7 protein-coding genes are annotated in these 12,608 nt (G+C 69.3%); 5 read left to right on the forward strand and 2 right to left on the reverse strand.

What is annotated here, in order from left to right; genetic code table 11:
• Nucleotides 1-81 precede the first annotated feature (81 nt).
• The gene (gltB, locus tag IG75_RS0128380) at nucleotides 82-4,734 is read right to left on the reverse strand and encodes a glutamate synthase large subunit (protein ID WP_030524411.1); all 4,653 of its coding nucleotides are present in this window, start codon (nucleotides 4,732-4,734) and stop codon (nucleotides 82-84) included.
• Between the two features lie 1,010 nt (nucleotides 4,735-5,744).
• Here gltB and IG75_RS0128385 point away from each other — a divergent pair.
• The 5 genes from IG75_RS0128385 (at nucleotide 5,745) to IG75_RS0128405 (ending at nucleotide 11,747) form a co-directional block, all read left to right on the forward strand.
• Nucleotides 5,745-7,391 carry a DUF4407 domain-containing protein gene (locus tag IG75_RS0128385; RefSeq protein ID WP_030524412.1) on the forward strand — a complete coding sequence of 549 codons (1,647 nt, stop codon included), beginning with the start codon at nucleotides 5,745-5,747 and terminating at the stop codon, nucleotides 7,389-7,391.
• Nucleotides 7,392-7,507: 116 nt separating this feature from the next.
• On the forward strand, nucleotides 7,508-8,416 hold the full coding sequence (locus IG75_RS0128390) for a hypothetical protein (RefSeq protein WP_030524413.1): 909 nt from the start codon (nucleotides 7,508-7,510) through the stop codon (nucleotides 8,414-8,416).
• Nucleotides 8,413-9,447 carry a DUF4129 domain-containing protein gene (locus IG75_RS0128395; protein WP_030524414.1) on the forward strand — a complete coding sequence of 345 codons (1,035 nt, stop codon included), beginning with the start codon at nucleotides 8,413-8,415 and terminating at the stop codon, nucleotides 9,445-9,447. Before IG75_RS0128390 ends, IG75_RS0128395 begins: the two co-directional genes overlap by 4 nt.
• Nucleotides 9,444-10,448 (forward strand): AAA family ATPase, encoded by a 1,005-nt coding sequence (locus tag IG75_RS0128400; protein ID WP_030524415.1) that lies wholly within the window; start codon nucleotides 9,444-9,446, stop codon nucleotides 10,446-10,448. Before IG75_RS0128395 ends, IG75_RS0128400 begins: the two co-directional genes overlap by 4 nt.
• A 3-nt stretch (nucleotides 10,449-10,451) precedes the next feature.
• Nucleotides 10,452-11,747, forward strand: a complete 1,296-nt coding sequence (locus IG75_RS0128405; RefSeq protein WP_030524416.1) for a DUF58 domain-containing protein — start codon at nucleotides 10,452-10,454, stop codon at nucleotides 11,745-11,747.
• A gap of 22 nt (nucleotides 11,748-11,769) precedes the next feature.
• On the opposite strand, the gene IG75_RS0128410 is transcribed toward IG75_RS0128405, so the two are convergent.
• Nucleotides 11,770-12,570, reverse strand: a complete 801-nt coding sequence (locus tag IG75_RS0128410) for an RDD family protein (RefSeq protein WP_051715062.1) — start codon at nucleotides 12,568-12,570, stop codon at nucleotides 11,770-11,772.
• Nucleotides 12,571-12,608 lie beyond the last annotated feature (38 nt).

Here is a 12,608-nt window from a genome sequence, read left to right on the forward strand (position 1 = left end):
GCCACCTGCGGAATCTTCTTACCGGCCACGAGCGGCCTCGAATAGTCACAGCGCCTCATCGACGCCGCCGGAGTTTTCTTACTAGCCACGAGCGGCCTCCATGATCGCCTCATCGACATCTTTACCGCTCTTCTCGGCCTCGGAGATGGCGAGCAGCACCTTCTTGTACTCGCGCGGCATGACCTTCACAAAGTGGTTGACCTGCTGCGACCAATCGCCCAGGATCCGTTCGGCCACCGCCGAGCCGGTCTGCTCGCGGTGCTGGCCGATGATGTCGCGCAGCCAGGTGAAATCGTCACCGGACAGCGGTTCGACGGCCTCGGCCTGTTCCGGGTTAAGCCGGCCGGCGAAGGTGCCGTCGGGGTCGTACACGAACGCGAGGCCACCGGACATACCGGCACCGAAGTTGCGTCCGGTATCGCCCAGGATGACGACCCGGCCACCGGTCATGTACTCGCAGGCGTGGTCTCCGACGCCCTCGACCACCGCGGTGGCGCCGGAGTTGCGTACGGCGAACCGTTCGCCGACCACACCGCCGATGAACGCCTGGCCGCTGGTCGCGCCGAACAGGATCACGTTGCCCGCGATGATGTTCTCCTCGGCCCGGAAATCGGCCGGGGCGTTGGGCGCCGGGCGGACCACCAGGTGGCCGCCCGAAAGACCCTTGCCGACATAGTCGTTCGCATCGCCCTGCACCCGCAGGGTGATACCGGCGGGGACGAACGCACCGAAGCTGTTACCGGCCGAGCCGGTGAGAGTGATGTCGATGGTGTCGTCGGGCAGGCCGGCGCCACCGTAGAGCTTGGTCACCTCGTGGCCGAGCATGGTGCCGACCGTGCGGTTCACGTTCGTGATCTTGGTATCGATCCGGACCGGTTTGCCGAACTCGAGCGCGTCGCGGCTCTGCGCGATCAGCTCGTTGTCCAGCGCCTTGTCCAGGCCGTGGTCCTGTTCCTTGGTCCGGCGGCGGTCCTGGAACATGAACGCCGTCTCGACATCGTCGAGGATGGGCGACAGATCCAGTTTGCTGGCCTTCCAGTGCCGCTTGGCCTTACCCGTGTCGAGCAGATCGACCCGGCCGATGGCCTCGTCCAGGGTGCGGAAACCCAGTTCCGCCAGCAGTTCCCGGACTTCCTCGGCGATGTACATGAAGAAGTTCACGACGAACTCGGCCTTACCGGTGAACCGCTCACGCAGCACCGGGTTCTGGGTGGCCACGCCCACCGGGCAGGTGTCCAGATGGCAGACCCGCATCATGATGCAGCCCGAGACCACCAGCGGCGCGGTCGCGAAACCGTACTCCTCGGCGCCCAGCAGGGCAGCGATCATGACATCGCGACCGGTCTTCATCTGACCGTCGACCTGCACCACGATCCGGTCGCGCAGACCGTTGAGCAGCAGGGTCTGCTGGGTTTCGGCCAGGCCGAGCTCCCAGGGACCACCGGCGTGCTTGAGCGAGGTCAGCGGGGAGGCACCGGTCCCGCCGTCGTGGCCGGAGATGAGCACCACATCGGCGTGCGCCTTGGACACACCCGCCGCGACCGTGCCGACGCCGGGCTCGGCGACCAGCTTCACGTGGATCCGCGCCTGCGGATTCGCGTTCTTCAGGTCGTGGATGAGCTGCGCCAGATCCTCGATCGAGTAGATGTCGTGATGCGGCGGCGGCGAGATCAGGCCGACACCAGGGGTGGAGTGGCGGACCTCGGCGACCCACGGGTACACCTTGTGCGCGGGCAGCTGGCCGCCCTCGCCCGGCTTGGCGCCCTGGGCCATCTTGATCTGGATATCGGTGCAGTTGGTCAGGTAGTGCGCGGTCACGCCGAAGCGGCCCGAGGCCACCTGCTTGATCGCGCTGCGCCGCCAGTCACCGTTGTCCTCCGGCTCGAACCGGGCCGGCGATTCGCCGCCCTCACCGGAGTTGGAGCGACCACCGAGGCGATTCATCGCGATGGCCAGGGTCTCGTGCGCTTCCGCCGAGATGGAGCCGTAGCTCATGGCGCCGGTGGAGAAACGCTTCACGATCGCGCTGGCGGGCTCGACCTCCTCGATCGGAATCGGGGAGCGCGCGCCCTTCTTGAACTTGAACAGGCCACGCAACGAGGCCAGCCGCTCGGACTGGTCGTCGACCAGCTTGGTGTACTCCTTGAAGATCGAGTACTGACCGCTGCGGGTGGCGTGCTGCAGTTTGAAAACGGTGTCCGGGTTGAAGAGGTGGTATTCGCCCTCGCGCCGCCACTGGTACTCACCGCCCACCTCGAGCTCGCGGTGGGCGCGCTCGTTGCGGTTCTCCAGGAAGGCGACCGAGTGCCGGGTGGCCACATCGGTGGCGATCTCATCCAGGCCGATTCCGTCCAGGTGCGAGCGCAGACCGGTGAAGTACTCGTCCACCAGTTCCTGCGACAGACCGATCACCTGGAACAGCTGGGCGCCGTTGTACGAGGCGACGGTGGAGATGCCCATCTTGGACATCACCTTCAGCACGCCCTTACTGGCGGCCTTGTTGTAGTTCGCGACGGCCTTGCGGTAGTCGGCGGGCAGGTCTCCGGTGCTGCCGGGGATCTGCAGAGCACTCCGCTCGAGCATGTCCTCGATCGACTCGAAGGCCATGTAGGGGTTGATCGCCGCGGCACCGAAACCGACCAGCGTCGCCATATGGTGCACCTCGCGGGCGTCACCGGCCTCGACCACCAGACCGACCATGGTGCGCGTGCGTTCCCGGACCAGATGGTGGTGCACCGACGCGGTGAGCAGCAGCGACGGGATCGGCGCGAGCTTCTCGTTGGATTCGCGATCGGACAGCACGATGATCCGGGCGCCACCGTCGATGGCGGCCGAGACCTGGGTGTTGATCGCGTTCAGCGCCCGGCGCAGGCCCTCGCCGCCGGCCGCGACCTCGTACAGGCCGCGCACGACGACCGAGCGCAGCCCGGGCTGGCTGCCGTCGTCGTTGATGTGGACCAGCTTCGCCAGTTCGTCGTTGTCGATGATCGGCTGCTGGATCACGATCTGCCGGCAGGACTCCGGGCTCGGGTGCAGCAGGTCGGACTCCGGACCGATATGGCGGCGCAGGCTGGTGACGACCTCCTCGCGGATGGCATCCAGCGGCGGATTGGTGACCTGCGCGAACTGCTGGGAGAAGTAGTCGAACAGCAGCCGCGGGCGCGCCGACAGCACCGCGATCGGGGTGTCGGTACCCATCGAACCCAGCGCTTCGGCGCCGGTCTTGGCCATCGGCGAGATCAGCAGCTCGAGTTCCTCGTTGGTGTATCCGAAGATCTGCTGGCGGATCAGCACGCGATCGTGCGACATGTGGATATGCGGCCGGTCCGGGAGGTCGGAGAGGTTCTTGATGCCCTCGTCGAGCCATTCCCGGTAGGGATGTTCGGCGGCCAGCTGCGCCTTGATCTCGTCGTCACCGACGATCCGGCCCTGGGCGGTGTCGACCAGGAACATGCGGCCCGGCTGCAGGCGGATTTTGCGGACGACCTTGGACTGGTCGATATCGAGGACACCGACCTCGGAGGCCATGACCACCAGGCCGTCGTCGGTGACCCAGATCCGGCTCGGGCGCAGACCGTTGCGGTCCAGGACGGCGCCGATGACGGTGCCGTCGGTGAAGCACACCGACGCGGGGCCGTCCCACGGTTCCATCAGCATCGAGTGGTACTCGTAGAACGCCCGGCGCTCCGGGTCCATGTTCTCGTTGCGCTCCCAGGCCTCGGGAATCATCATCAGCACCGCGTGCGGCAGGCTGCGGCCGCCGAGGTGCAGCAGTTCCAGGACCTCGTCGAAGCGAGCGGTATCACTGGCCCCCGGGGTACAGACCGGGAAGATCTTGTCCAGCCGGTTCTTGCCGGCCGAATCCTTGCCGAAGATGTCCGAACGCAGCAGCGCCTCGCGCGCCCGCATCCAGTTCTCGTTACCGGCGACGGTGTTGATCTCACCGTTGTGCGCCACCCGGCGGAACGGGTGGGCCAGCGGCCAGGACGGGAAAGTGTTGGTGGAGAACCGGGAGTGCACGATGCCCAGGGCGCTCTCCACCCGGTCGTCCTGCAGGTCCAGGTAGAAGGCCCGCAGCTGCGGGGTGGTGAACATGCCCTTGTAGACGAAGGTCTGGCCGGACAGGCTCGGGAAGTACACCGACTCCTTGCCCACCGCGCCCTCGCCGGCACCCGCGCGACCGAGTTCGTGCTCGACCCGCTTGCGTACCACGTAGGCGCGCCGTTCGAGATCCATCCCGGACAGCGGTTCGGCCGAATCGGCGGGCGAACCGATGAACAGCTGCCGGAACAGCGGCATGGCATCACGCGACAGCGCACCGAGCGACGATTCGTCGATCGGTACCTCGCGCCAGCCCAGGACCGTCAGGCCCTCTTCCTTGACGATCTTCTCCACGCCGTAACAGGCGCGCGCGGCCTCGCGGCGGGCCTGCGGCAGGAAGGCGATGCCCGTGGCGTAGGAGCCCTCCGCCGGCAGGTCGAAGTCGACGACTGCCCGGAAGAACCGGTCGGGTACCTGGATGAGGATGCCCGCGCCGTCACCGGAGTTCGGCTCGGCGCCCGCGGCACCGCGGTGCTCCAGATTCAACAGGGCCGTAATAGCCTTGTCGACGATGTCACGGCTGCGGCGGCCGTGCATATCACCGACGAAGGCGACACCGCAGGCGTCGTGTTCGTTCGCCGGGTCGTAGAGCCCGATGGGTCCGGGGGACCTGTGGCCAGGTAGTTGCGTCATGCCTCTGCCTTCGAGAAAGTCGACCTCGACGTGGTGCGGCCTTTGCGAGAACGCCCTGTCGAACGCCGGTACTGTCGAACGCTCCCTGCTTGGACTGCGTTCGTACGTTGGCCGACACCAGCCGCGCTGATGGTGTTCGGCGTGCAGTCACGTCTGAAGTTTTTCCACCTGTCGCTGTGCGCAGGTACCCGCCGGTAACGAAACGCTTACGCGTCCGGAACCCGGGAGCGGGATTTCGCCCGCTAGGCTGGCCTGATCGGTGGTCGCCCGAGCATGCCCTTCGGCCGGACATGGGTATGTGCGGCGTAAGAGCAAACGATAAGCCAGGTCCGGGACCCAACCAACCAAGGTTGCCCTAATAATCGGGTCTAGCTGGGCTTCTTCATTCGTTCCTCCACATATGCGCGTTTTCTAGTGTAAAGCAGCTTTCGGGGGTGAATCGATCCCGGATCGGCCCTCCGAACAGCGGCGATCCATCGGTTCCGAGCCTTTCCCGATGCCGCGCCGCATCCGCCGAACCCACGCTCACCTGCATCGAAGATGATTTCCCGAGACCGACGGACGGCAAACCCATCAGCCTGCGGCTAACTGTTGCGCACCTCGGTGAGATGTTCGTGACAGCGTCGTGACAAGCACAGAACATGATCCGACCGTTCGGCCTGTTTTGCTGATCGGCACCTCCAGCATCTGATCAGCAAACCATCTATCCAGTGGTTTACGACACACTTTTACGGGCCACTCACAGCTCGCTTCCGTTGCGCGAGCGCGAGTTTCGGCAGCGTCGGAAGTACGGGAGGGACGCGGCGCGCGGATCGGTCACCGTATGCTGCGCGACACCCCTGTGAAGATCCCCACACCCGATCGCCAAGGGTCGATGGACAGGCGTGTGTCCTGTCACGCTGAGACAACGAATCGATGGTGCGATACCTCCGCCTTCGCTGCGGCCTCCGCGGACCGCATGCCTGCTCCAAAGGAGTGCCGATGACTGCTGTGAAGGATATGGGGGTCCCATGAGCGTCACCGGCATGTTCATCCGGCTCGGCGGCGGGCAGCCCGCCGAAACCGCCGAGGGATACGAGCGCACGGGCTACACCGTCACCGGAGCGGGGGTGGCGCTGTTCGCCCTCGTCGCCGGCGCGGTCACCGCCTCCGCCATGAGCGCCGCCGATCAACCAGCTGCCGCGGTCGCCGCCATCGCCGTGGTGGGCGGCCTCCTCGCGGGCCTGCTCGGCCGGGCGCTGGCCGGGGCCCAGCCCACCGGCCGCCCCGATCTGCCCGCCGGCACCGTCAATGTTCCGGCGGTCGCCGCGCGGGTCGGTACTGCGCTGCTGGCCGGCGTGGTGGTGGCCGAGATGGCGGTGACCGTACTGTTCGGCGGCACGGTCGACCGGATACTCGACGAGCGGGCCGCGACCGCGACCGCCTCGGCTCCCGCCGTCCGAACCGCGCAGGACGAACTGGACCGCGCGGTCACCGACCGCACGGCGCTGGACGGGACCATCGCGGCGGCCACCGCGGATATCGACAACGCCCTGATCATCGCCCGGTGCGAGTTCAACCCCACCCCGCAGTGCCCGCAGACCAAGATCACCGGAGTGCCCGGTCGTGGACCGGAGGCGCAGACCGCCAACGCGATGCTCGACGACGCCCGCACCGCGCTGAGCACCGCGCAGAACCGGGTTACCCCGCTGGACCAGCGCGTATCCGATGCCCGTCTGGCCCTGCACGACGCGCAGGCGGTGGCCGCCGGCGGTGACCGCGGGTTCGGTGCGCGATGGTCGGCGGCACACGAATACACCGTCGGTGAGCCGGGCGCGCTGGCACTCCGGGCGCTGATCTGGGCGCTTTTCGTTCTGCTGGCCCTGCTGCCGCTGATCCTGCGCTGGTGGCGCGGCGAGACCGCGCAGGAGCGGCGCCGGGCCGCCGACACCGTCCGCGACCGCGCCGAACGCGCCGCCGACGCGGCCATCGCCGAGAAGGAGGCCCGGGTCCGGGCCGATACCGCCGCCATCCAGCTCCAGCAGCAGCTCACCACGGCCGAACTGGTGGCCGAGGCCGACACCACCATCGACCGGGAACGCCAGCGCACCCGGGTCATCGCCGCGCTCGGCGGGCTGGAGATCGGCGTCACCGAACGCGACCCCGACCCCGCCGTACCGGCGGCGGCCCCGAACAACGCGTTGCCGCCGGGAAGTGACGGATCGGACCTGCCCGTACCACTGGGCAAAGAGGTCGCGGTCCGGCAGCCGGCGGGACTGGAGCTCCCGATCATCGGCACCGTTCCGTTCACCGATACCGCCGCCCGCTGGATCCGCCCGCTGGTCCCGGGTTTCGTCAGCTCGGCCATCGACACCGCCGTCGATACGGCGAGCCGGCCGCTGCGCACCGCCCGCCAGGTGCTCACCGAGGCCGAGGAGATCACCTTTACCCTGCGCCGGGCACGGAAGGTCAGTGTGGACAGCGGTATCGAGGATTCGCGCACCGTGCGTAACCGTCCGGCCGGCCGCCGCGGCGACGCGGTGGACGCCGAAATCACCCTGGGCTCGGATGCCATCGTGTCCGCCACGACCCATCTCGAGCCGGCGACCCCCGCCATGCTGCCCGCGGGTGGCGAACGACAGACCCCCGCGCCTCGCGAACTGCCCCCGGGCAGCTGACCGCCACACGGCCCGCATGCTCACCCGCGCGCCGCGCCCCACCGCACCGGCAGACATATCGCCACCTTCGCTCCGGACCGGCGCGGACCGCACCGGCGCCCATTAGACTCGGCCGCGTGCAGCCTGCCGCTGATACGGCCGGTTCCGTCGGGGCGGGAAGACATCCGGAAGGCCGAGCCCAGGTAGCGACGGTTCCGATCCGTCCGCTGAGTTTCCGCGAACTGCTCGACGCGCCGTTCGCGCTCCTACAGGCCGATATCCGGACGCTGGCGGGCTGTGCCGCGGTACTGCTGGTGGCCGGAGAACTCATGGTGGCCGGGTCGATCGGACTCGTCTCGCATCTGACCGACGGCTCCGATACGGGGACCGCCCTCGCCGCGTTGTTCGCGACACTCGGGAGCGCCTGGGTCGTCCGGCTGGTCCTCCGCGGTGTGACGGTCGGCACCGGCCTGGCCCGGGTCGGCCGGCAGCCGATCGGGCTGCGGGAAAGTCTGCGCCGCACCGCCGGGAGGCTGGGCCCGCTGCTGCTCACCCAGCTCTCGTTCACCGCGATCGGTGCCGCGGTCCTGGGTATCAGCGCCGCGCTCTTCCCGTTCACCTTTCTCGGCGGCCTGTTCTGGTTCGTGGTCGCCTATCCCTGCTGCCTGCTCTGGCTGGCCTGGCTGCGCGCGCGTCATTTCGCGGCCGTGCCGGTGCTGTTCGCCGAGGGTGTCGGCGCCGGGGCGGCGCTGGCGCGGTCGGGCGCACTGGTCGCGAACCTGCGTGCCCGGCGAACCGGCCTCTGGATCTGCCGGCACCTGCTGTTCACACTGCTCGTGGCACCGCTGCTGGGCCTCCTGCTCTTCGTCGGTGATATCTCGGGCACCCACCGGTGGGCGTTCCTGGTGCTGGTCACCGTCGCCGGCCTGCTGCTGGCGGCCTTCACCGAGATCGTGGAGTCCAGCGCCCGAGTGGTCGGTTACCTGGACCTGCGTTGCCGGCGCGAGGGCGCCGATATCCGCATCCCCGACGGAGGCGGCCGGTGACCGAGCCGTCCCGGACCGTTCCGGAGCCGCCCCGGCTGGACGCCGCCGCGGTCCATTCGGCCGCCGCCGAATACGCGGCCGCCTCCGGTGACTTCGATACCGCGCTACGCGAACGTTTCCGTGCGGTGCTGCGCGGGCTGGAACAGCGCGGTCTGCTCGAGGTGCGCCGATCGCGCACAGCCCGCGAAACCTCGCACGAAGCGGCGGCCGGCCTGCCCGCCGGGGACTCCGGTGAACTCCCGGCCGCCGCCAGATCGTTCGACGAGGTCGTCTACGGCGGCCGCCGGGCGGATGAAGAGGAGTACCGCCGCCTGACGCGGGCCGACCGGTTCTCCGCGGCGGCGCCACCCCCGGCGGCCGAACCGTTCGATATCGAACCGGCCCGCCGCGGGTCGCGATGGCGACCGGGTTCCGGGAAGTGGCCCGCGGTACTGCGCGACCCCCGGTTCTGGGCCTGGTCGGCCGCGCTGGCCGTGCTCCTGCTGGTGCTGTACGCGGTACTGCAGGGCTGCTCCGGGCCCAGCGCGCCGCGCGCCCCGGACGCGCCGCCGCTCGACCCGCCCCCGATGGACCCGCCGAGCGGCGACTACGACCCGGACCTGCCCCGGCCGACCGGCGACGACTCCCTTTTCCAGCGAACCCCCGACTGGCTGGCCTTCGGCGGACTGCAGTTCCTGATCGCCGCCGCCCTGCTGGTGTGGTGGCGGGCACGGCGCCGGGGCACGGTGGTCGGTGAACCGCGGCCGGTGGAGGTCGCGGCCGATGAACTGCTGGCCGGACAGGCGGGGCTCTACCGCCGCTCCGGTGATCACGCGCATATCGCGGGTGTGTTGCGCGCCGCGACCGTGCGCAGATTACGCCGCGCGCTCGGCACCGGGGCCTCCCCGGAGAAACTGACGGCGGCGGTCGCCGCGCGGATCGGCGCCGACCCGGCGGTCGTCGGGTCGGCCCTGTACGGGCCGGTGCCCGACGCATCGGCCCTGGAAATCGTTGCCGCGCAACTCGAATGGATCGAAGCGGAGGTCGGATGACCAGCATTGACACCACCAAGGCCGACACGGGAGGAGCCACGGACCCCACCCCCGCCGAGGCGGCCGCCGCCTTCGCGGCGCTGCGCACCGAGATCGGCAAGGCCGTGGTGGGTAACGACAACGCCGTCATGTATCTGGTGCTGGCGTTGCTGTGCCGCGGCCACGTACTGCTGGAAGGGGTCCCCGGTGTGGCGAAGACCCTGCTGGTCCGGGCCCTGGCCACCGCCCTCGACCTACGGCACGCCCGCGTCCAGTTCACCCCGGACCTGATGCCCGCCGATGTCACCGGATCACAGATCTACGATCCGCATTCGGCCGAGTTCACCTTCCGCGACGGTCCGGTGTTCACCAATCTGCTGCTGGCCGACGAGATCAATCGCACCCCACCGAAAACGCAGTCGGCGCTGCTGGAATCCATGGAGGAGCGCCAGGTCTCGGTCGACGGCGCGCCCCGCCCGCTGCCGGACCCCTTCGTCGTGGTCGCCACCCAGAATCCCATCGAGCAGGAGGGCACCTATCCGCTGCCCGAGGCCCAACTGGACCGGTTCCTGTTCAAGGTCGATATCCATCTCCCCGACCGGGACGACGAGTTCCGCGTATTGCAGCGGCACGCAGACGGTTTCGACCCCCGCGACCTCACCGCGGCCGGGTTACGGCCGGTGGCCGGGCCGGCGCATATCGCCGCTGCCCGGTCCGCGATCGCCGGGATCACGGTCCGCCCGGAGGTTCTCGCCTATATCGTCGATCTGTGCCGCGCCACCCGGACCGCGGCGGCTGTCCAGCACGGCGCGTCCACCCGCGGCGCCACCGCGCTCATGTCCGCGGCCCGGGCGCTGGCCTGGCTGAACGGACGAGGTTTCGTCACGCCCGACGATGTGAAGACCGTTGCCGTGGCGGCGCTGCGACACCGCCTGCAACTGCGTCCCGAAGCCGAGTTGGACGGAGTCACCGGCGAACAGGTGATGGCTTCGCTGCTGTTGTCGATCCCGGTCCCGGTGTAGGGCGTGGTCGTCACCGGCCGGCTGGTCACCGTCGCTGCCGTCGCGGCAACGGCGGTCATGCTGCTGGCTCCGTCCTGGGTCGCGGTTCTGATGGCCAGTGCGCTGATCTTCGCGCTCGCCGTGACCGACCGCCTGCTGGCCGCGCGGAGCGCGGAGCTGACGCTGCACCGGCCCGAGTTGTCGGTGCTGCGTCTGGGCGCGCACACGGAGGTCGAGCTGACGCTGACCAATACCGGCGCCCGGACAGTGCGGGGACTGCTCTGGGACGACTGGCCCGACAGTGCCCGCGCCACCGAGCGCGAACACCGGATCACCGTCCCGCCATCCGGCCGGATCCGGCTGCGTACCAATCTCTTTCCCGCCCGGCGCGGCGATCGCGCCGCCGGCCCGGTGACGCTGCGTCTGTGGGGGCCGCTCGGGCTGGCCGGGCATCAATTCCACCGCGAGGTCCCGGCCCGGGTCCGTGCTCTGCCCCCGTTCCGCAGCGAACGGCTCCTCGCCGCCAAGGTGAAACGGCTGCATCATCTGGAAGGCCGCAATCCGGCCGATGTACGCGGCCAGGGCACCGAGTTCGACTCCTTCCGCGAATATGTACCGGGCGACGATGTCCGCTCCATCGACTGGCGGGCCACCGCGCGAGCCACCGATGTACTGGTCCGCACCTGGCGTCCGGAACGCAACCGGCAGGTGCTCATGCTCCTGGACACCGGCCGGATCAGCGCGGGACGCGTGGGTGCGGGCACCCGCCTGGAGTCGGCGATCGAGGCGGCCCTGCTGCTGGGCGGCCTGGCCGCGACCGGCGGCGATATGGTCGGCCTGCTCGCCTACGACCGGGCGGTGCGCGCCGAGGTGCCCACCGGGGTCGGCCGCGGCGTCCAGCCCAAACTCATGCACGCCCTGGCCGGTGTCACCCCCGCGCTGGTCGACACGGATGCCGACGGGCTGGTCCGGGCCGCTGTCCAGCGGGCCCGGCGGCGCAGCCTGATCGTCTGGTTCACCAGCCTGGACGGCGCGGCGGTCACCGAGAACCTGCTTCCGGTGCTTCCCGTCCTGGCCGAGCGGCACCGGGTACTGATCGTGTCGGTCACCGATCCCGATATCGCCGCAGCGGCCGCCGACCGCGGCAGCCTGCCGGCGTTGTACCGGGCAGCCGCCGCCGAAACGCGGATCGCCGAGCATGCGGTTCTTCAGGAATCGCTGCGCCGAATGGGTATCGCGGTGGTCGCCGCGGCCGGAACCGATCTGCCGGCTGCCCTGGCCGACGAGTACCTGGAACTCAAACGTTCCGGAGCTCTCTGATCCCGTGGCCGGCCTGTCGGCCTCAGGGCACGGGAGTGAACGACACCGGCGGCAGGACGAACGCCGCCGGGGGCGGGGGCGCCGGAAGCGCACGGCGTTGACGTTCGGCGATCACGCTGCCGAGGATCTGCACCGGCGGGTACCCGGCCGGCGGTGCGACCCGCAGCCGGGCGCATACCGCGTGGACGAGTGCGTATCCGAGTTCGTGCTGCGCCGCCGGGGTCAGCGAACTGATCCGGGTCAGATACTGCCGCACGGCCAGGGCCAGATCCTCGGGCAGCGCCGCGAGATCCAATTCGGCCGACCAGCCGGTCAGCCATACCGGCGGAACGGCCAGCGCGGGCACCGACAGCCGCTGCCGCATATGCACCACCACGGTGCCCGCGAGCACATCCCCCACCCGGCGCGCGTGCGGCGAGCACATGGAGCTCACCACGGCGATGGCACCGAAGAGCCCGAGCATCCAGAAATCCACGATCGCGCCGGTGAGGCCGCGGGTGAGGGCGTGCCGGAAATCGATCGGGCCACCGTCGGCGCGGACCACCCGCAGCCCGAGCGCGAGTTTTCCCGGGGTCGCACCACGCAACAGCGTCTCGAACGCGACCGGATACCCGACGAGCACGGTGACCAGCGACACCAGTGTCAGGGTCGTGAACCACGGATCGGCATCGTCGCCGTCGACGAGCAGCAGCACGCCGGTGAACAACACGATCGCGAGCACGGCCTGCAGGAGAAGGTCGAGTACGAACGCCGCCGCACGGGTCGGGACGCGAGCGACCGGCAGTTCGATCGCCACGGCTTCGCCCGTCGTGAATTCGGCCATATCGCATAGCATTCTTTCACGGCGGCCGGTTTCCGGCC

This window comes from Nocardia rhamnosiphila NBRC 108938 (assembly GCF_000720425.1).
Lineage (GTDB): Bacteria > Actinomycetota > Actinomycetes > Mycobacteriales > Mycobacteriaceae > Nocardia > Nocardia rhamnosiphila.

What these genes read in the sequence shown, in the direction of transcription:
- gltB (WP_030524411.1), bottom strand. Translation starts at nt 4,734, where the DNA reads ATGACGCAACTACCTGGCCACAGGTCCCCCGGACCCATCGGGCTCTAC.
- IG75_RS0128400 (WP_030524415.1), top strand. Translation starts at nt 9,444, where the DNA reads ATGACCAGCATTGACACCACCAAGGCCGACACGGGAGGAGCCACGGAC.
- IG75_RS0128410 (WP_051715062.1), bottom strand. Translation starts at nt 12,570, where the DNA reads ATGGCCGAATTCACGACGGGCGAAGCCGTGGCGATCGAACTGCCGGTC.
- IG75_RS0128385 (WP_030524412.1), top strand. Translation starts at nt 5,745, where the DNA reads ATGAGCGTCACCGGCATGTTCATCCGGCTCGGCGGCGGGCAGCCCGCC.